This is a genomic window from Neisseria sp. P0020.S003, from assembly GCF_051957095.1.
GTDB classification, from domain to species: domain Bacteria; phylum Pseudomonadota; class Gammaproteobacteria; order Burkholderiales; family Neisseriaceae; genus Neisseria; species Neisseria subflava.
Window position 1 is genome coordinate 1 of record NZ_JBQCWU010000021.1, and the last position, 20,454, is coordinate 20,454.

16 protein-coding genes and 1 pseudogene are annotated in these 20,454 nt (G+C 48.1%); 7 read left to right on the forward strand and 10 right to left on the reverse strand.

Annotated elements, in window-relative coordinates; genetic code table 11:
* The 4 genes and pseudogenes from ACTHTQ_RS09780 to ACTHTQ_RS09795 form a co-directional block, all read right to left on the reverse strand.
* A pseudogene (locus ACTHTQ_RS09780) lies at positions 1-128 on the reverse strand (helix-turn-helix domain-containing protein); the annotation flags it as partial.
* Between the two features lie 22 nt (positions 129-150).
* The gene (locus tag ACTHTQ_RS09785; RefSeq protein ID WP_440363793.1) at positions 151-669 is read right to left on the reverse strand and encodes a PqiC family protein; all 519 of its coding nucleotides are present in this window, start codon (positions 667-669) and stop codon (positions 151-153) included.
* Complete coding sequence (gene pqiB / locus ACTHTQ_RS09790; RefSeq protein WP_440363794.1) at positions 669-2,330, reverse strand: intermembrane transport protein PqiB; 1,662 nt, start codon at positions 2,328-2,330, stop codon at positions 669-671. The genes ACTHTQ_RS09785 and pqiB overlap by 1 nt, the downstream gene beginning before the upstream one ends.
* Positions 2,327-3,637: a PqiA/YebS family transporter subunit gene (locus tag ACTHTQ_RS09795; protein ID WP_440363795.1), complete on the reverse strand. Its 1,311-nt coding sequence runs from the start codon at positions 3,635-3,637 to the stop codon at positions 2,327-2,329. Before ACTHTQ_RS09795 ends, pqiB begins: the two co-directional genes overlap by 4 nt.
* Before the next feature lie 403 nt (positions 3,638-4,040).
* Between ACTHTQ_RS09795 and ACTHTQ_RS09800 the strand changes: the two genes are divergently transcribed.
* Positions 4,041-4,664, forward strand: coding sequence for a biliverdin-producing heme oxygenase (locus ACTHTQ_RS09800; protein ID WP_440363796.1), 624 nt, complete (start codon positions 4,041-4,043; stop codon positions 4,662-4,664).
* 120 nt (positions 4,665-4,784) lie between these two features.
* Here the strand turns inward: ACTHTQ_RS09800 and ACTHTQ_RS09805 are convergent, their stop codons facing one another.
* On the reverse strand, positions 4,785-6,326 hold the full coding sequence (locus tag ACTHTQ_RS09805; protein ID WP_314912328.1) for a surface lipoprotein assembly modifier: 1,542 nt from the start codon (positions 6,324-6,326) through the stop codon (positions 4,785-4,787).
* A gap of 368 nt (positions 6,327-6,694) precedes the next feature.
* On the opposite strand from ACTHTQ_RS09805, the gene ACTHTQ_RS09810 reads away from it, so the two are divergent.
* Both ACTHTQ_RS09810 and ACTHTQ_RS09815 read left to right on the forward strand, forming a co-directional pair.
* The gene (locus ACTHTQ_RS09810) at positions 6,695-7,690 is read left to right on the forward strand and encodes a Slam-dependent surface lipoprotein (protein ID WP_440363797.1); all 996 of its coding nucleotides are present in this window, start codon (positions 6,695-6,697) and stop codon (positions 7,688-7,690) included.
* A gap of 234 nt (positions 7,691-7,924) precedes the next feature.
* Positions 7,925-10,162: a TonB-dependent hemoglobin/transferrin/lactoferrin family receptor gene (locus ACTHTQ_RS09815; RefSeq protein WP_440363814.1), complete on the forward strand. Its 2,238-nt coding sequence runs from the start codon at positions 7,925-7,927 to the stop codon at positions 10,160-10,162.
* A gap of 209 nt (positions 10,163-10,371) precedes the next feature.
* Here ACTHTQ_RS09815 and mnmC read toward each other — a convergent pair whose 3' ends face one another.
* Positions 10,372-11,982 (reverse strand): FAD-dependent 5-carboxymethylaminomethyl-2-thiouridine(34) oxidoreductase MnmC, encoded by a 1,611-nt coding sequence (mnmC, locus tag ACTHTQ_RS09820; protein ID WP_440363798.1) that lies wholly within the window; start codon positions 11,980-11,982, stop codon positions 10,372-10,374.
* Between the two features lie 125 nt (positions 11,983-12,107).
* Between mnmC and ACTHTQ_RS09825 the strand changes: the two genes are divergently transcribed.
* Positions 12,108-12,698, forward strand: coding sequence for a tyrosine-protein phosphatase (locus ACTHTQ_RS09825; RefSeq protein WP_440363799.1), 591 nt, complete (start codon positions 12,108-12,110; stop codon positions 12,696-12,698).
* 73 nt (positions 12,699-12,771) lie between these two features.
* Here ACTHTQ_RS09825 and cysE read toward each other — a convergent pair whose 3' ends face one another.
* Complete coding sequence (cysE, locus tag ACTHTQ_RS09830) at positions 12,772-13,590, reverse strand: serine O-acetyltransferase (protein WP_440363800.1); 819 nt, start codon at positions 13,588-13,590, stop codon at positions 12,772-12,774.
* A 150-nt stretch (positions 13,591-13,740) separates the two neighbouring features.
* On the opposite strand from cysE, the gene grpE reads away from it, so the two are divergent.
* The 3 genes from grpE (at position 13,741) to ACTHTQ_RS09845 (ending at position 17,032) form a co-directional block, all read left to right on the forward strand.
* Positions 13,741-14,313, forward strand: coding sequence for a nucleotide exchange factor GrpE (gene grpE, locus ACTHTQ_RS09835; RefSeq protein ID WP_308887835.1), 573 nt, complete (start codon positions 13,741-13,743; stop codon positions 14,311-14,313).
* Positions 14,314-14,617: 304 nt separating this feature from the next.
* Positions 14,618-16,546 carry a molecular chaperone DnaK gene (dnaK, locus tag ACTHTQ_RS09840; protein ID WP_440363801.1) on the forward strand — a complete coding sequence of 643 codons (1,929 nt, stop codon included), beginning with the start codon at positions 14,618-14,620 and terminating at the stop codon, positions 16,544-16,546.
* Between the two features lie 267 nt (positions 16,547-16,813).
* Positions 16,814-17,032, forward strand: a complete 219-nt coding sequence (locus tag ACTHTQ_RS09845) for a hypothetical protein (protein WP_049329085.1) — start codon at positions 16,814-16,816, stop codon at positions 17,030-17,032.
* 73 nt (positions 17,033-17,105) lie between these two features.
* On the opposite strand, the gene ACTHTQ_RS09850 is transcribed toward ACTHTQ_RS09845, so the two are convergent.
* The 3 genes from ACTHTQ_RS09850 to ACTHTQ_RS09860 form a co-directional block, all read right to left on the reverse strand.
* Positions 17,106-18,446 carry a DUF2868 domain-containing protein gene (locus ACTHTQ_RS09850; protein ID WP_440363802.1) on the reverse strand — a complete coding sequence of 447 codons (1,341 nt, stop codon included), beginning with the start codon at positions 18,444-18,446 and terminating at the stop codon, positions 17,106-17,108.
* Positions 18,447-19,401: 955 nt separating this feature from the next.
* Complete coding sequence (locus tag ACTHTQ_RS09855; RefSeq protein WP_440363803.1) at positions 19,402-19,818, reverse strand: hypothetical protein; 417 nt, start codon at positions 19,816-19,818, stop codon at positions 19,402-19,404.
* 8 nt (positions 19,819-19,826) lie between these two features.
* Positions 19,827-20,411, reverse strand: a complete 585-nt coding sequence (locus ACTHTQ_RS09860; RefSeq protein WP_440363804.1) for a Panacea domain-containing protein — start codon at positions 20,409-20,411, stop codon at positions 19,827-19,829.
* Between the last annotated feature and the right edge of the window lie 43 nt (positions 20,412-20,454).

Genomic DNA, 20,454 nt, shown 5'->3' on the forward strand with positions numbered 1-20,454 from the left:
CGCTGCTGGCTGCGTATGTGCAGGTAGTGGAGTACGGCTTGGTATTTGAAGTGTAATGTATATTTGCTCATAAAAAAACTGCACCTTGTGAGTTGGAGGGGATGTCCAACTTTTGGGGTGCAGTTCACATCTTTCAGACGGCCTTTTGGTTTAATAGGCAATCGTATCGGCAACCTGTGACAAACCGTTTTCCAACGATTCGAGCATGGCGGTATAGCCGTCGCCTTGTTGCGGCGTGACGGCGTTAAACGGTTTGCTGCGTCCGTCCGGCCATTGTGCATAACCGCTGATGGTGGTCTGCCCCTGATAGCTGCCTTGGAAGGCTTCGATATAGATTTTCAGGGTTTGGCTGCTTTGGCTGCGTGAAGCAGGCACAAAGGTGCGATGTGGATTGAGGCGGTTGAGCTTGTTGCTGAGGTTGGCCGCCAATGCACCATCGAGCGGTGCCGCCCAAAGGTGGTTTTTCGCCAGATTCACATGATAGGCATCGGTTTGGTAAACGAGGCCGCCGTTGGCAAGCGGTTCGGCAAGGTTGACTTTGACCGCGATTTCGTTGCCATGCGCAGCAGGTCGGATGTACTGGCTGTCGGGCAGGACGAAATATTGTGTGCTTTGCGTAGTACCGCAGGCGGCAAGCGTCAGGGCGGCGGCAATCGGGAAGAGGCGCATTATCGGCTTCCTTTCGGGATAGGGTCTTTGCTGCTGCTGTTGAAAATCAGCGCGTTGGGTTTTTCTTTCAAAGTATTAATCACGGGTTGAACGTCTTTTAAGGTTCTGTCTAAACTTTGCAGCGTATTTTGTACGTCACCGTAGATAGGCGATTGAGGCGATACGCCTTGCAGGGTTTGACGCAATTCTTTCAGGGTTTGGTTCAACTCGTTCGGAATGTTTTGTGTCTGCGGTTTGCCGAACAGTTTGTCGATAGAGCTTAGGGCGGCATTGGCAGATTTGAGTGTGGACTTGAGCTCGGCAAGCGAACCGTTCAAGCCGGCAACGGTTTTATCCAATGGCAGATTATTGAACTTGTCTAACAAGTCGGCCACTTTTGCCTGCAAATCGTCCAAACCGCCACCTTGGGTCGCGATAACGGTATCGCCTGCATAAACGGTATGTGGCCGCAGCTTAGGCGAGGCGGAAGGCTGATCGTTCAACTCAATCATTTTGCTGCCGGTCAGCAGGTTGTTGCTGGAGATGGTGGCGGTCAGGCCTTTGTTTAAGGCCGTCTGAAATTGTTGTTTCCAATGCTCTTTGCTTTGTTCGTCCGCATTGATTTCCAAACGGGAAGGCTCGATGCGGATGCGTACGGGAATCCAGCCGTTTTCAAACAAATGCAGGCTGTCGTTACGGTCGAAATAGGGGACATCGGAAACCACGCCGACATTCAGGCCTTTGTATTCGACAGGAGAACCGGCAGTCAGACCGCGGACGGATTGTTTGAAAAAAGCGGTGTAATACAACGAGCGGTCGTCAGGCAGGTTGGCAACTTCGCTGCGGCTGTCGTAAAGCGTGAAGCTGTCTTCGCTTTTAACATTTTTGCTGTCGCTTGTTTTGGGCGAGTCAAAGGAAATCGCGCCGGACAGCAGGGCAGGCAGAGGGGCGGAGTTGAGTTTGACGCCGCTGCCTGTGGTTTCGATATTAATGCCGCTTTCCAGCCAGAAACGGCTGGCGGAATTAATCAGTTTGTCGTTGGGGCTTTGGATGAAGATGGTGTAATGCACGCTTTGGTCGGACGGGTCAAAATGCGCGCTTTCTATTTGGCCGACCATAAAGTTTTCATATAAAACCGGGCTGCTGACGTTGAGGATGCGGTCGTTTTTGCCAATCAAATTCAGGCGCAGGCCGCTTTGACCGATGGCGGCAATCGGCGGAATGTCTTGCACGACAAATACGTCTTTGGTTTCTTGGCTTTTGCCCGGTGTAAATGCGATATATGAGCCGGAAAGCAAGGTTCCCAAGCCGGTAACGCCGCTTTGGTCGATACGCGGTTTGACCACCCAAAATTGGGTATCGCTGCGGATAAGGTCTTTGGCATCGGCGCTTAGCTGTGCAGTGACTTCTACGCCTTTTTGGTCGTCGCGCAATTTGATGCGGGTAACGCGTCCGACATCGACGTTCAATACCTTAATAACGGTGTTGTTGACCTCGATGCCTTCGGCGCTGTCCATCAACAGCGTAACGACAGGGCCGCGGTTGCGGATGTCTTTAACCAAAAGCCAGCCGCCGGCAATCAGCGCAATCAGCGGAATCAGCCACACGATGGACGTGAAGACATTGGTTTTCTTGACACGCGCCGGGGCGTGATAATTGGGTGAAGAATCGTGTTTTTTCATTGTGTTAAGGTCTGGTCAGAATCAAGGCCGTCTGAAAGCTGCTGTTGCTTGTCCCAAATCAGACGGGGATCGAAATAATAGGCCGAAAGCATGGTCAAAATAACGACCAGGCAGAAGTAAATCGCCGCACCACCCGGTACAACGCGCGCCATATTGGTGTGGAACGAACTCATCAAAATGATAATCACAAAAATATCAATCATCGACCAGCGGCCGATGGATTCGGTAATCCGATACAAAACCGACATCTTGTCCGCGCTCATCATGGGTTTGAAGTATGCGGAATAAATCAAAACCGCCATCGCAATAATCTTCAAAACCGGCAACATAATACTGGCACTAAAGATAATCACGGCAATCAATCGGTCGCCGTCGTCCCACATATAAACAATGCCGTTGAAAATCGTATTGATCTCCAAGGCCGTCGGGTTGGACGAAATCATAATCGGCAGGATGTTGGCAGGGAAATACAGGATAAACGCCGCGACTAAAAATGCCAGCGAAATGCTCAGGCTTTTCGGGCGGCGACGGTATAAGTCCGCACCGCATACGCCGCAAGGCTGCTCGTCTTTATCGCGGAAATACAGGCAGCGGCTGCAACAGATTTTGTCTTCAGTGGCTGCCTGAACCGCATGGCCGCCGGTTAAACGGTGAATCTTATAATAAACCCAATGCTGAGGAATCGATACCGAAGTCCGAATCAGCATGACCGACAACGGAAACATCAGATAAAATGCCGAGCCGAATTCCACCGTAGCAACAGACGAGAGCTTGATATACGCCACCAAGGTGGAAATAAAAAACACATCCACCATAATCCAATGACGCAGCCGTACTAATACGCGCGTTGCAAAGCGCAGCGCAGGGTAGGCCTTTTCGCGTATCAAGGCCGTATAAACATAAAGGCAGAGCAGTAAAAACAGTAAAGGCGCACCAAAGGTAAGGATAAACATCACTTCCGCCAGAAAACCATAATCCAGCGAAATCAAAAGTCGCATCATTTGCGGCAGCGACAAAATTGATGTTACGCCGAACAAATCGACGCGGATATACACCATATTGTACGCGAACGCCATCAGAATCAAGCTTGTCAGCGCATAGGCAATCGGCGCGATATACGGATTGTTTTCCACTTCCACAATTTCATGGTTACACACCGGACAATGCGCTTCCTGTCCCTGACGCAGGCGCGGAATATCCATACGGCAGCCGCAATCCGGGCATTCCACCGTATGTGCAGGCAGCGTCGCATCAGGAAGATAAGACTTGTAGCGCCACCAGCGATGGTAGGCAGGAATCCGTTTCATGGTTCGGCAGGGGATAAAGAAGGTGCAATGAGTGTCGCATTATAAAGGAAAACAGAAGGATAGCCCAAATTTAGGTTGATATTTTATTGAATAGCGGCTGTTTAATAAGGTTTGGGCCGTCTGAAAAGTTTGAAAAACTTTGGAAGATTATTGCTATGGGCTGTTAAATTTTATTAATAGGTCTTAGTTTGGTTTATTGTCATTAGGATAAAAATGAGATATATTTTCAGTCTTTAAAAACATGATTAGCCTTGTAGATTTGTGGAAGGTGCGTGGTCAACGAACCTGAAGCAGGTTAAAAGTTATCTTCTTTGTTTTTAAAACGATTCTTTTCAAATCAGACGGTATTTTTAACCATAAAAGCCGTCTGAAATCATTAGTCTCTTAATTCAAAGGAAACATTATGAGTGAAACCCAAGAGCTGACTTTCGCCAAACGCTTGAAAGAGCAAACCACGACAACGCACGACAGCGTTGATAACTTGGTTATGTCCGTTCAACCTTTTTCCAGCAAAGAAAACTACATCAAATTCTTGAAACTTCAATCTGTTTTCCACAAGGCTGTTGACCATATCTATAAAGATGCCGAATTGAACAAAGCCATTCCAGAGCTTGAATACATGGCGCGTTACGATGCCGTGACTCAAGACTTGAAAGACTTGGGCGAAGAGCCTTACAAATTTGACAAAGAATTGCCACACGAAACCGGCAATAAAGCCATCGGCTGGCTGTATTGTGCAGAAGGTTCTAATTTGGGTGCAGCGTTCTTGTTTAAACACGCTCAAAAACTCGAATACACCGGCGAATTCGGCGCACGCCACCTGGCTCCGCATCCGAACGGCCGCGGCAAACACTGGCGCGCTTTTGTCGAGCATCTGAATGCTTTGAACTTGACTCCTGAAGCCGAGGCGGAAGCCATTCAAGGTGCGCGCGAAGCATTTGCTTTCTATAAAGTGATTTTGCGCGAAACCTTCGGTTTGCCGGAAAGTGCAGAAGCGCCTGAAGGTATGACACCGCACAGACTCTAAAAAATAATTAAATCAAACAGACAAGGTCTCGGCGTAGATGTTTGCAGGGGCCTTTAATTACACTACAAAGTTTTGTTTGAACGGGTTGCTGTCTTATACCTACTCAGATTTGATTCTCCTTTAAAAATTCCATTCACCACCTAATGACCATTGATGAATATTACGCATTGCATATGGTGCATTGCTACGGGTGTGACTATAACTATAATTCAAAGTAGGGGTAATGCCTTTATAAGATAATTTGTTGTGACTAAGGCTGATAGAGAGGGAGCGCTCCCGGTTGCGTTGCGACTCCGTACCGAATGCCATAATGCCTTTATAGCGACGGTTGGCAAATGAAGCGGTAAGTCTGCTGTTAAGCCCGCCTAAAACCTGCCATTGCTGTATCCAACCTATATTGAAACCGTTGCGGTGGTAGGCCGCATTGTTGACGGTATTACGTATGTTTTTGTTTTCAGGAACAAAGCGGTTGTATTGCCAACCGCCGAACAGGGTCGTACTGCCGAAACGGCGCGCTAGGGAAAGATAAGTACTGTCGTGCCAACCATCGTTGCGCAGTGCACGATCAGTTTCCCGATAGTTTTGGCGGTAGCGCTCCAGCGAGTAATAAAGTTGTGTTGCGTTACCGAGATTGACCATATGCGAAAGCTGTACGCCAACACCGTGTGCCAGCATATACGGCGCGGCGCGACGGTTATTTTCTTTTTTGCTGTCAAACTCGCTGCTGCCTGCCAACTGTGCCTGATAAAACGGTAAAACGCTGATGGTTTGTTTGCCATCCTTGCGCTGCCATCCCAAATAAGCCCTGCCGAACGCATCGTCGTAAGCCGATTGACGGTCGAAAAAATAGCTTGTGCCGCTGAGGTTGGTGCGGAATTTGATGGCGTGATGCCGATACAATGGGGTGAGTTTTTCGGTGTTCAATTCGTAATTCAAGCCGTTGGCACTGACAGGTAAGGTAACACTGCATGCGGTTTGCCCCCTTGTTTCGATGCAATAACGCGGAGCAGCGTTGTTGGCATTATCGTTATGCACGGGGCTGATTCCGCCAGACCATTTCCATTCTGTCTGCCGTTTGATGGTTTCTTGAAAATGTTTGACATTTTCCAAAACGGGGGCAGGTATATCGCGTTGCGCGGCATGACGAAAATGCATCGTTGCCTCACCCAAACGATGGTCCTGAAACTCTGCAGCTGCCAAATCCAATAATATGCGGTCGTCTGAAACGTCAGATTCATAAAGGGTACGATAACGTTCGACCGCTTCGGAATTTCGTCCTTTCAACTTTGCCAGCAAAGCATCGGCACGCGCAATCAGTTTGGGATTGTGGTTGGGCTGTTTGCGGTAAAGGGCAACAAGCGAGGAAACCAGATCTGCGCTATTGCCGTTAAGTGCTTGAACTAACGCGTCCTCAAGAATATGCGGGTTTGACGCTAAAAAATCATCGTTAATCAGAGTCGGTCTGCCTATATTCTCATTCTTTTCAGGCGACCTTTCTTCCTCAGATAAAATATCTAACCATTGTTTCTGTTGTACTTGTACAGCAGTATTCTGAGAAGAAATATTCTGCCGAACACCCTCTTCGGGAAATTCAGCAAAGACTGCTGACGGCAATAGGTAGCACAAAGAAGCTGAGACAATTTTTTGTTTTATTTTTAGCATTTAAAGTCATCCGAAATATATGTATATATTGCAGGGCAAACCGTTTCTAATAAGGGATTTGCTCTTATCATAAAACTGCCTGAGGCATCTCAGGTAATTTTATTTTTACATAAAAAATACAGATTCGTATTTAGATTTATCATTATAACGGCAAATTTACAAAATATATATAACTTATTTATTTTTATAGGATTATAAATTACGTAAATATATTTAACAGAGAGAGGATAGCATAAAGATTCACCCTAACTACTGATAGAGAAAATATTGGTATTGCTAAAATAAAATATTTGTTACACAATATTTCATATTATTAGTAATACTTATCATTATTGTATTTGAGAAGCTTGTATTTAGAGAGATTGGTTATGAAAATTAATGTATTTATAGTACCCATTGCAACTACCTTTATTTTGACTGCATGTGCAGGTGGAGGTGCATCTGAACCCAAAGTTCCCGTTGCTATTCCGACAGCGCAACCTATCACCAATGTTAAGCTGAGCGATGAAAGCAGTGCGATACAGACCATCAATACCCTTTCCGGAAAAGGTGGCAGCCTGCATGAAGCGGAGCTCGAAGTAAAAACATCATGGGGCAGCTATACCGATAAGCAATATGTCTATCAAACCCCTTCAGGCAACTATTACAACATCAGCTCATATTCCGACCCGATTGTCCCCTCCTACTCCAGCCCGTCTTATGCCCTGCGTACCCGCCACGAAGGCCAACCTTTATCTGAAGGTGGCAAACTGTTTGTCTGTTGCAGTAGTTCGGGACAGTTCACCTACGCGCCCGCAACCAAACATGATCACCTCAAATTCGGCGCATGGATAAGTTCAGACGGCACGGCAGACCTGTTCGTCGGCGGTAAACCTGTTGGCACGGCGAAACCGTCTTATTACACTCCGTCAGACAGTACTGTGGCAAAAGGCAAGACCACATACGAAGTTTGGGCAGTCCGCGTCCGCAACGGCAATATCGTTACCTCAACCTACGATCCGGGCAAATCCTCTGGGTCGTCTGAAAAAACCGCTCCCAAACTTTCACTGCTGACAGCCAATTTCAACACCAACAAACTCGGCGGCACGATTTTAGGTAATGCGGATTACGGTCCGGACGTCGTAATGAAAGATGTGGGCATTAACGGCGTTGATTTCTCAGGCACTGCCGAATCTGACGGTAAAAACGGCAAAGTCGAAGGAAAATTCTTCGGTCAGTTTAAAGGCGGCGATAAAACAGAAGTCAGCATAGGCGGCAAAGTTACCTTCGATGCTGACAAATCGTTAGATACTGTATTTGGCGGCGTAGAAAATTCATCAGACCGCAATACGACAGATACAAGCTTGACACCTGTCAGCCAGTAACTGCACATCAAGCATTCCAATAATAGATAATCAATATATATTAAGAGGCAAAAAATGTCCTTCCATTTTAAACCTGTACTGCTGGCAGCTATTGTCAGCCAAACTTTCCCTGCCTTAGCGGCCGATCCTATTCCTCAAGCTTATCAGGAGTTGAATGAAGTCAAAGTCATTGGCGGCCGCAAAGTACAAAAACTCGGTGAAGAGAAAATCCGCCGTCAGGCTTTGGATAAACAAATGGTCTCCGATGAAAGCGACTTGGTGCGTTACGATCCGGGCATCAGCGTCGTTGAAGGCGGGCGCTCAGGTTCTAACGGTTTTACCATACGCGGTGTCGATAAAGACCGCGTTGCCATCAACGTGGACGGACTGGCACAAGCAGAAAGCAGGTCGTCTGAAGCATTCCAAGAGTTGTTCGGCGCATACGGCAACTTCAATGCCAACCGCAACACTTCCGAACCCGAAAATTTCTCGGAAGTAACCCTCACCAAAGGTGCGGACTCGCTCAAATCCGGCAGCGGTGCATTGGGCGGTGCCGTCAACTATAAAACCAAATCCGCAAGCGACTATGTTTCCGAAGAAAAGCCCTACCATTTGGGCATTAAAGGCGGCTATATCGGACGCAACAGCCAGAAATTCAGCAGCATAACCGCCGCAGGAACTTGGCTGGGTCTGGATGCATTGATGGTTTATACCCGCCGTTTCGGTAAAGAAACCAAAAACAACAGCGACGCTGCCGATACCGTCATCACCGACAACAAACAAAGCTGGAACCCGAATGCCGGCAGCACCAACTACGGCAGCCGCGGCGTAGCCCGCAGCAAACCCGATCCACAAGATTGGGTAAACAAAAGCACCTTATTCAAACTGGGTTACAACTTCAACGATAAAAACCGTATCGGTTGGATTTACGAGGATTCACGCACCGACCGCACGACGACTGAATTATCCAATATGTGGGCGGCAAACTGGAAAGGTGAGGCTCTGGGCGATACCCGTTCCCGTCAAGATATTTCCTACCGCAAACGCATCGGTTTCGAATACAAAAACCAACTTGACCAAGGACCATGGGACAGCCTCAACCTGCGTTACGACCGTCAAACCATCGACATGAGTACCTGGACTTGGGACTTGCCGACCGATTACGCCCAAAACGGTATCAATAGCGACGTATATCATATGTTCCGCAACATCCGTCAAAAGACCGCACAATATAGTGTAGACACCGAAAAACAAATCGACTTCTCCAAATCGGTATGGGCTATGCAATACGGATTGGGCGGTTCTAAAAACGACAACGATAATAGCGACCATAGCTATTGGGTACGCCTATACGACCCGAAATATCAAACGTCCAACAACCAAGAATTGACTATGCTGGTCGAAAGCTCCTCCAAAAACCGTTTTGCCTACTGGAACAACACCTTCCAATTCGGCGACAGCAGCCAATACCGCCTCAATGCCGGGGTTCGTTACGACAACAGCAGCAGCAAAGCCAAGGATAACCCCAACTATACCCCTGCCATCCGCGGTCAAATCCCCTATCTTGGCAGCGAGCGTAAACACAGCGGTTTCAGCTACGGTTTAGGATTAGACTGGAAATTCACTCCGCATTTGAATCTTTTGGCAAAATACAGCACTGGCTTCCGCGCGCCGACTTCGGACGAAACCTGGCTATTGTTCCCGCATCCTGACTTCTACCTTAAAGCAAACCCTAACCTTAAGGCAGAAACCGCCAAAAACTTCGAGCTGGGACTTGCCGGCAGTGGCAAAGCAGGAAACTTTAAACTCTCCGGCTTCCAAACCCGCTACCGCAACTTTATCGAACTGACCTACATGGGCGTGTCCTCAGACAACCCCAACAGCCCTAATTATGCGCCGATTTCCGACGGTACCGCATTGGTCAGCTCACCCGTTTGGCAAAACCAAAACCGTTCCTCCGCATGGGTGAAAGGTTTGGAATTTAACGGCACATGGAACCTCGACAGCATCGGTTTGCCGCAAGGCACGCACGCAGGTGTCAATGTCAGCTACATCAAAGGCAAAGCCAAACAGACCAACGAACAGGAAACCCCGATTAACGCACTTTCGCCGTGGTCTGCCGTTTACAATCTGGGCTACGACGCTCCTTCCAAACGCTGGGGTATCAATGCGTACCTGACACACACTGCAGCTAAAAAACCGTCTGACACCGTTCACAGCAGTGATGATTTGAACAACCCATGGCCATTTGCCAAGCACAGCAAAGCCTATACGCTTTTCGACCTGACAGGCTACGTCAACTTGGGCAAATACTTCACCCTGCGCGCCGGTGCGTACAATATCGGCAACAAAAAATACTACACTTGGGAATCGCTGCGCAGCATCCGCGAATTCGGTACAGTCAACCGCGTTGACAACAAAACCCATGCCGGTATAGAACGCTTCACCTCCCCCGGCAGAAGCTACAACTTCACGCTTGAAGCCAAGTTCTAAGGTAATTAGAACAGAAAGGAAGGTTGGTACAGCTACAGCACCACCAACGGCGTTGACCGCGATGGCAAAGGTTTAGACCGCTACCGCGCCCCAGGTCGCAACTACGCTGTATCGCTGGAATGGAAATTCTAAGCAGTTAACGGATAGCTAAAGGCCGTCTGAAAGTTTTGATGACTTTCAGACGGCCTTTTTTATTTAAAACGAAATCTTTAAACGGATAACAACGGCTGCTGCCGAACAATCGCGCGGATGATGGCGCGGTTGGGGTGTAGCGCGGTTCTCAGCCTTTGCGATAGCGGATGCGGCAAGCCGAGTATTTCGGCTGTAATGGCGGCGGCGCAGATGGGGGCTGTCGCCAGTCCGCGCGTGCCGTGTGCCGTATTGATGTAGGCATTGGGCAGGTAAGGGCAGGGGATATTGTCGAGGCGGTAGTTTTTGTCCAATGTCAGCTTGGCGTAAGCGGACTGCATGGCGGTGATGTCGCCGAGCGCGCCGACAACGGGTAAGTGGTCGAGGCTGTCGCAACGTAGGGCGGCATGGCCTTGTGTGTTTTGAAGGCCGTCTGAAAACGAATCTTGCTCAAACAGGGATTGTGCCAATGGCAGATTGAGTTGTTGCAGGGCGGTGCGGTTTTCGGTTTCTTCCTGCGGATACCAAGTTTCATCGTTGCTGTTGAGGACAAATGTCGCGCCGTAGCAGTGGCAGCCTTGCCAGCTTGGGCTGATGTAGCTTTCGCCGGAAATGGCGCAACGCAGTTTTTGTGAAAACGGGCTGGCGGATACAACGCCGGTTTGTCCGCGGATTTGGCGGAAAGGCAGGGCGGAGACGTTGGTGTCGGCGGCAGTCGGGCTGTGTGCGCCCATACAGTAAACGATATGGCTGGCATTGAAATGCGCGTTTGGCGTGTGTGCCGTCCATTGTGTACCGTCATGCAATACTGCGGTCAGCGGCGAGTGTTCGTGCAACTCAATCAGCGGATGATTCAATAGGGTATGCACGACGGCGGACGGATTCAGCCATACGCCTTGCGGCCAGTAAAGGCCGTCTGAAAATACGTCTATGCCTGCGATGTGTGCAGCCTCTTCGGCAGATACGCTGCGGTAGAGGTGCTTATGCTGGTGTTGCAAACCCAAGGCCTGATTGCGTTTGCGTTCGCCGTCATCAAAATTCAAATGCAATACGCCATCGCCGCCCCATACGTCGGAATCAGGCAGCAAGTCTTCCAGCAATCGGCGCGTGTAGCCGTAGCCTGTCAGCAGCAGTTCGGTTTGTTCGGTATCGTGTGGCGAGATTTTGGCGTAGAGCAAGCCTTGGCGGTTGCCGCTGCCTGCCTGCGCCGCTTTGCCTGCCTCCAAAACCGTAACACGTACGCCGTGTTCAGCCAGTTTGTGCGCGGTTGCTGCGCCGGCTATGCCTGCGCCGATAATCAGGACGTGTTTGGGCGCGGCTTGATGTTCGGGCCGTCTGAACCAAGGTTTTAGAGGAATAGGGGCGGATTGGGGTATGGCTTCGGTTTGCCATTCAATATGAGGGAAATGTTCGTGTAAGCGGTCGGCGCGGTGTGGCGGAATCAGCCAGAGATGCACATCAGACAATAGGTTTTCTAAAACATTGACGCTGTTGAACTGAAGGCATTTCATGGCTTGAGCGAGACGCTTGTTCAGATGGCCTTCAAGCTCAGAGGGATGATTGGACAGCGGAAAATCGGGAATATGGTTTTCAGGCAGGCAGACAATCAAATAAAGCGGCACGGTATGTTGTTCGATGGCGCGGCAAAGGGTAGCAAGTGAAGGCGTGGTGTTCCAAGCAAGGCAGGTCATGATGAAAGGCCGTCTGAAAAAAGAGGCTTTATTGTAACGCGGTTTGCGCGGATAGAATATCCGAACGGGTTTTGATAGAATCGTATGATATTTTGATTTTCAATTGATTTTCATACAGGAATTTTATGCGCCGTCTTTTTTTGTGCCTTCTCGCTTCCGGCTTGCCCATCGCTTGCTTGTCCGCGCCGATGGATAACGGCAGCAAAGTCGTTCAGTCCGAACGCTGGGCAACGCCCGTCAAACACGATGCCAACCTTTATCGTATCGACGACAAGCTTTACCGCAGCGAGCAGCCTGTTGCCGAAGATGGCGAAGCCATCGTCAAGCTGGGCATTCAAAGCGTGATCAACTTGCGCTTTTTCGACCGCAACGATGACGACCATTTGAAAGCGTATGGTTTGACCTTGCTAAACCGTCCGTTGCTGTCATGGAGCATTAAGCCGAAAGAGATTGCGGAAATCCTATACTTAATTGAAAAACAACAGCAAAACGGCGCAGTGCTTATCCATTGTTATCACGGAGCAGACCGTACCGGTTTGATTGCCGGAATGTACCGCATCATTTATCAAGGCTGGACAGCGGAAGAGGCAAAAGCCGAAATGCAGCACGGGCCTTACGGTTATCACAGCATTTGGAAAAACATTGCCAACCTGTTTACCGAAGAGAAAGTCAAGCAGGTTAAAATGCACTTGGAAGCCTTGCGCAAACGCGGTTAACACTAAGATTTAAATCATAAAAGGCCGTCTGAAAGAACAAATCTTTCAGACGGCCTTTTAAATGGCAGATTGCTTAAATCACAAAATCCGTAGTCGATAATTGAATGTTTTGATCCATATCGGCAGACGGGGTTTTGGACGAGCGGCCAACCGGTTTGGCCGGTACGCCGACAACGGTAATCGAAGACGGTACATCGGCAACCACCACGCTGCCTGCGCCGATTTTGGCGTTTTCGCCGATGCGGATGTTGCCCAAAATTGAGGCATTCGCACCAATCATCACGCCATTGCCGATTTTCGGGTGGCGGTCGCCGCTTTCTTTGCCCGAACCGCCCAGCGTTACGCCGTGGAGGATGGAAATATTGTTGCCCAAGACGGCGGTTTCGCCGGCCACAAAACCGGTGGCATGGTCGAGCATCAAACCGTGACCGAAACGGGCGGCCGGGTGGATATCGACACCGAAGACTTCCGACATGCGGTTTTGCAGGAAATACGCCAGCGTTTTACGGCCGTTTTGATAGAGCCAGTGGTTGATGCGGTGTGCCTGTACGGCGTGGAAGCCTTTGAAATACAACAGCGGCAGCGAATATTCATCACAAGCCGGGTCGAGCTCGTAAATGGCTTTCAAGTCGGCCTCGACGCATTTGCTGATACGGGTGTCCACGCTCAAAGCCTGCTGATAGATTTCAAACAGCGCGCGCACATCCATAATCGGGCTGCCGAGCTTGCTGGAAAGATGGTAGGCAAGTACCGAATCGAGAGAATCGTGGCGCAACACGGTTTGATGCAGGAAGCTCGCCAGCATCGGTTCGGCCGCGGCGGCCGCTTCGGTTTCTTCGCGGATGGTGTGCCACAGATTAAAATCGGTTGAATTCAAATGGTCTTTTTTCATATTCGAGGCCGTCTGAAGAATAAAATCAGATGGCTATCTTACCGTTTTCCAATGTCTTTTAACAAGGCATTTGATAATCGACGTTCAAATGCTTGAAGTTTTTTCAGACGGCCTTATATATGGGTTATTGAATGCTAACACTCTAAAAGGATGTCAGAAATGACGGATCGTAACGAACAACACCAAAACGAAGCCGAAGAAGCGGCAGCCGTAGAAACTGCTGAAGCAGTTGAAACCGAACAAGCCGAAGTACAAGCCGAGCCGACTTACGAAGATCTGCAGGCGCGTATTGCTGAGTTGGAAGGCCAACTCAAAGACAGCGAGCTGCGCGGGCTGGCAAACGAGCAAAACCTGCGCCGCCGCCATCAGCAAGAAATCGCCGATACCCATAAATTCGCCGGACAAAAATTTGCGGCCGAAATGCTGCCTGTCAAAGACTATCTTGAAATGGCGCTGCTCGACCAAAGCGGTAATTTCGATGCCCTGAAAATGGGCGTGCAAATGACTTTGAACGAGTTGCAAAAAGCGTTTGATGCCACCCATATTAAAGAAGTCAATCCTCAGGCAGGCGAGAAACTTGATCCGCATTACCACCAAGCTATGCAGACAGTGGTCAGCGAGCAAGAGCCGAACACCATCGTCAGCGTGATGAAAAAAGGCTACACATTATCCGACCGCGTTTTGCGCCCTGCGATGGTTGTCGTGGCGAAAAAAGAAGATTGAAGGCACCGCTTGATAAAGTTTATCAAGTATAAAATCTTCAGACGGCCTTATCCGGTTTCAAAGCCCGATGTTCCGCTATTGGAAAATCATTCCGATAAACCGGAATCGGAAAATTAAAACCGGCCGTCTGAAAAAAGAATAAACAGCTTGTGGATAAATAAATCAAGTGATTGAATTTAATTTGAAAAAAAATTCAAATTAAGCCTTGAAAAAAAATGAAGCAACCTTATTTACAAGCCATCGGAACGAAATGTTCCACAGGATTATTAATTTAGAAAAGTTTATTTATTAGGAGCAACATAATATGGCAAAAGTAATCGGTATTGACTTAGGTACAACCAACTCTTGTTTGGCCATTTCTGAAAACGGTCAAACCAAAGTGATCGAAAATGCAGAAGGTGCACGCACCACTCCTTCCGTTATCGCTTATTTGGACGGCGGCGAAATCCTCGTCGGCGCGCCTGCAAAACGCCAAGCGGTAACCAATGCTAAAAACACCATTTACGCCGCCAAACGTTTGATCGGCCACAAATTTGAAGACAAAGAAGTTCAACGCGACATCGAATCCATGCCTTTCGAAATCATCAAAGCCAACAACGGCGACGCATGGGTGAAAGCGCAAGGCAAAGAGCTGTCTCCTCCTCAAATTTCCGCAGAAGTTTTGCGTAAAATGAAAGAAGCCGCTGAAGCTTACTTGGGCGAGAAAGTCACTGAAGCTGTGATTACCGTTCCTGCCTACTTCAACGACAGCCAACGTCAAGCGACTAAAGACGCAGGCCGCATCGCAGGTTTGGAAGTAAAACGTATCATCAACGAACCAACCGCAGCCGCTTTGGCATTCGGTATGGACAAAGGCGACAACAAAGACCGCAAAGTAGCCGTATATGACTTGGGTGGCGGTACTTTCGATATTTCCATCATCGAAATTGCCAACCTCGACGGCGACAAACAATTTGAAGTATTGGCTACCAACGGCGATACTTTCTTGGGTGGTGAAGACTTCGACCAACGCTTGATCGACTACATCATTGACGAGTTCAAAAAAGAACAAGGCATTGATTTGAAACAAGACGTAATGGCTCTGCAACGTCTGAAAGAAGCTGCTGAGAAAGCCAAAATCGAATTGTCCAGCGGTCAGCAAACTGAAATCAACCTGCCATACATCACTATGGATGCAACCGGTCCTAAACACTTGGCCATGAAAATTACCCGTGCCAAATTTGAAAGCCTGGTTGAAGATTTGATCCAACGTTCTATCGAGCCTTGTAAAGTTGCATTGAAAGATGCCGGCTTGAGCACCAGCGACATCGACGATGTAATTTTGGTCGGTGGTCAAAGCCGTATGCCGAAAGTACAAGAAGCCGTTAAAGCTTTCTTCGGTAAAGAGCCTCGTAAAGACGTGAACCCTGACGAAGCTGTTGCCGTAGGTGCAGCGATTCAAGGTGAAGTATTGAGCGGCGGCCGTAGCGACGTATTGCTGCTGGACGTAACGCCTCTGTCTTTGGGTATCGAAACCATGGGCTGCGTGATGACCAAGCTGATTCAAAAGAACACTACTATTCCGACTAAAGCGTCTCAAGTGTTCTCTACTGCCGAAGACAACCAAAGCGCAGTAACCATCCATGTGCTGCAAGGCGAACGCGAACGCGCTTCTGCCAACAAATCTTTGGGTCAGTTCAACTTGACCGACATCGCACCTGCACCACGCGGTATGCCGCAAATTGAAGTTACTTTCGACATTGACGCCAACGGTATCTTGCACGTTTCTGCCAAAGATAAAGGTACCGGCAAAGCGGCCAACATTACCATCCAAGGTTCTTCAGGTTTGAGCGAAGAAGAAATCGAACGCATGGTGAAAGATGCCGAAGCCAATGCTGAAGAAGATAAAAAACTGACTGAATTGGTCGCTTCCCGCAACCAAGCCGAAGCCCTGATTCACTCTGTGAAAAAATCTCTGGCTGATTACGGCGACAAACTTGACGCTGCCGAGAAAGAAAAAATCGAAGCTGCGTTGAAAGAAGCTGAAGAAGCAGTTAAAGGCGACGACAAAGCCGCTATCGATGCCAAAGCCGAAGCTTTGGGTGCAGCCAGCCAAAAATTGGGCGAAATGGTTTACGCTCAAGCGCAAGCTGAAGCACAAGCAGGCGAGGGCGCACAAGCCGAGTCTTCTGCTAAGAAAGACGACGACATCGTAGATGCCGACTTTGAAGAAGTAAAAGACGACAAAAAATAATTGATGCCGTCTGAAAAAAGCGCGAATCGAAAGGTTCGCGCTTTTTGTCGTTTGGGAAATGTGTAAAGACGCTTTGTTGAAATTGACGGTAAACTTTCAAAACCTTGCTACATCATCGTGTTGCCATACTTCTATTGCCGAATTTTGAACAGATTTCGCTGAATGCTGACAGTAGCTGACAGTCAAAGCCATTAATATTTGACCATCGCTTGAGTGCGAATAAATTCTTATTTTTACCTCAAATCAACCCCTTGAAAGAAGATAAATATGAAAAAACTGATTCAAATGACCTCTTTGATGGTTGCAGCTGCCGGCTTGGTATTGGCTCCAGTCGCTTCTGCACACGGCAAACACGAGATGCATCCGAAACAAGAGCGTATGCACAAAAAAGCCAAACCGCAAAAAATGAAAAAACCTGCACCTAAAGACAAACACCACGCAGCCAAGCCCAAACATCATCAAGAGCATCGCCACGAACATCATTAAGATGAATCCTCAACAATAAATAAGGCCGTCTGAAACCCAAACATCAGGTTTCAGACGGCCTTCGGTTTATCTGTCAAATAGAGCTTTGCCGTTTTTCTTGTGCCAAACGGGTCGGTTCCAGCCAGGCAATGTTTCTTTCTGCCAGCGCATTGCGCCAATAATCCAGTTTGGTATCCAAATCTTCAGAGAAGCTGCCTTGATTCAAAAGCTGAATGATAACGCCGCCGTCCGTAGCTTCGGCCAAGCGGCTGATTTGACGCAAAATACCGCGGTCGGGAACAGTTTGCGTGCGTACGCCGATGAGAAGTTGCGCCGGAGTTTGTTTCAATTCGGCTTCTAATTGTTCCAAATCTTTTCTGCCGGCGACCACGCCTTTGTCTATCCATTCTTGCGCCAAAATGCCGGAAAACCAAAGCGGCTCAGGCCATTCCGTTTCCAGTGTAACTGCCCATTTGGGCGCATTATTCAGCGTAATTTTGGATGAAACGGGAACGATGTTTTCCTGAAAATCATCGGCATCAACAATCTTCGTTTGCCATGTACGGAGGATGTTTTGATAGTAGGGCTGATTCAAATCCAAACGTTCGCGAAGGGTTTTTAAAGTAATCTTGCAAGCCAGCCAAGCAATCAAGCGCGGTAGAATACCATAGCAGATGATGCTGCCGATGAGTAAGCCCGCCCAAGCGCGTGCATCTTCGATATGATTGTTCAGACGGCCTGCAATTACGGCCTGACTGTCGGGAACAGGAAAGCCCAAACGTTCCGGCAGCCATGACAAAGCTTCAACCGTTTTCACCAATGTCGTATTGCTTAAAAGTGTACTTTCCCAGTTGAACGTATATTGACGCACCAAAAGCAGCAGCAAAACAGAAACCAACATTCCCGACAGCGTGCATAGCCACAGGCTGTGCGAAGTTGCACCAATCAGCCAACGCGTTTGCGGTTTACGCCATTCATCCACATAAAGCCGCAAAATTGCCTGATTGACCGGGTCTTTACCTCGGAACCAAGTTGCCGGACTGCTGAAAAAGTGCACATTTTTCAAACGAAGGAATAAAGTCGCCAGCCACACCAGCAGCATGATTGTATTCATGCCTAAAATCCCGGCCAAGACCAGAAAAAAGTTCAGCCCCTGATTGTCCATCAAAAGATAAGTGCTGGAAAAACCGACCGTAAACAACAATGTCGCCGCAACAATCCAAAGCCAAAACGAGCCTGTTTCCACCTGTTGCAACACATATTTTAAATGCTGGTCGCGGTCAATGATTTGGGCGCGGCGTATCAGTTTTTCCTCGTTGCCGCCATCAATATGTCGCAACGCTTCCGTCGCCTGAACAGGATCTCCCGGAAAAATATAGGCACGTTCTTCAAGAATACGGACCAATTCGACAAGTTTTTGCGATGGATTCAACATAAATGATAGGCCGTCTGAAAGATAAAATGGAAACGTCTGTTATACCCCCAAATAAACCCCTTTTTTGCAAAGGTCAAAAAATTAAAAGCAGTTTTGATTTTGAATAGGGTATATAGTGGAATAGATGTAAAAAAAGCAGCCCGAAAGCTGCTCATTTTGAGTATGGTGCGACGGAGGGACACAAACCAAAGATATAATTCATTGTTTTATATTATAAAAATAATAAAGCAATCCAAATATACCCACAAAAAACACCACATTTTGCAAAGGTCAAAAAATAATTTAGCAGTCTAGGCCGGTCATTATAACTTTTTTTGGGACGTGTTGTTATTTGAGTGATTAGGCCGGCGGCTTCTCTCTCTCAAATTTAAACCGCTATATATATACAAAAAGCACTGGTTACTCTGGTTACCTGGTTACCAGCCCCTAAAAACCTTTATAAATCAACGATAATGCGGTAACCAGTTATGTCTTTGTCATTGGTTACCAGTGCCGGTTAAGTGGTTACCTGCCGCGTTTTCCTTTCTTTTCATGGGCTTGCAAAAATCTAGGGACTGCGTTATTACGCGCGCGCGTATTGGTGTCGAAATTATTTATTCACTGCCTGCCTTTTTGGTAGATATGGCGTAAATAGGCTAAAATTGCGCTGTAAGCGTGTTTCATTGATTGGGTAGGGTAGGTATAGGGAAATAGTCAAACAGCCCTAATTTTTGAAATTTAGGGGATTCCTGTTGATTTTATGCTTTCTTGGTTGGTCTGCCTGAATGTTTGGACGTAAAAAAGCCCGCGTGTGTGGGCGGGTTGAATGGGGTGGGCTATGCCTGATTCATGGCGATCAGGGCGGCTTCTAGGAAGTAGCTTGCTGATTTCCTGTAATAGCTAGCTGATTTCATGAAATGAACTAGTTGATTTCATGTTTGATATACGAAAAAGCCCGCGTAATGCGGGCAGAGGATTATGCTATGGCAAATTTTGCAATCAGAAGCTTAACTTCCCTGCTGGCATATCGTGATGTTGAAGCCCCGGCAATGATACGCCCCAACAGTTGTTCGCTACATGGTGATTTCACGGAGAATATCCCTTCGTGCACACGGTTTTCTATGTGTTCGACGGCATCAATCCTTGCATCACGGTAGCGGACATAACTGTCATGTTGGACAAAAGGATGTTCTCCCTGCCTGATGATGCAGGCATTATCATATGGGATATTTTCCCGGATAGAAGAAATGCCGACAGAAAGAACCTGCGGCTTATTCCCACGGTTGGGCAGAATACACGGATTGACTAGGATGGTAAATAAGTGTTGGTAGCTATTTGGACCGGATGGGATGAGTAGGCATTCTCCTTGCCTGCATTGCCACGATTGAGGCATACCGTCTCCTACCCGAAAGCGCGATTGATGTAAGCCTGTTCTTCCAGTCTTTCTACAATCGCTACGGCTCGTTCGTCATTATAACCAAGCACAGACAACAGTTTTTTGATGGGAATTGGGCGGCTTGAGCCGTGAGGGTCTTCCCATTCCGGGCATAACCCGTTGTGGGTCATGTTGCGCAGATCCCATGCGGAATAATGGCCGTAATTCTCCCAAACCGATTCCAGTACTTCCAAATCGGTTTCGGATAATGCCAATAAGTCTTGCTCGGGTGTCCGAATCATACTTGGATCGCGTAAGGCAAGCATTTTGTTTTCGCGGTCGCTAACCCACGTTGTCCATCCGTTCGGAACGGACTCCTGTCCGCCGTTGATGAAATCCAAGGTCATGGAGAGTACCGGGCCATGCGGCATTGAAACCAACGCATCACCTGTCAGGCATTCTCCGAAGCGTGAGAAAGACTCACGTTCAGCCAAGTACATCAGCTTCATCAGCTTCAGTACTTCAAGTCTGCCGTTTGCCTTGTACAGCATAAAGGCGGCCGCTTGGGCAGCCTTTGGCTCTTGGAAAATGGTATCATTGTACGGTTTCATGCTTTTAATTATATACGGTTGTTTGTAAAGCAGGCAATCTAAA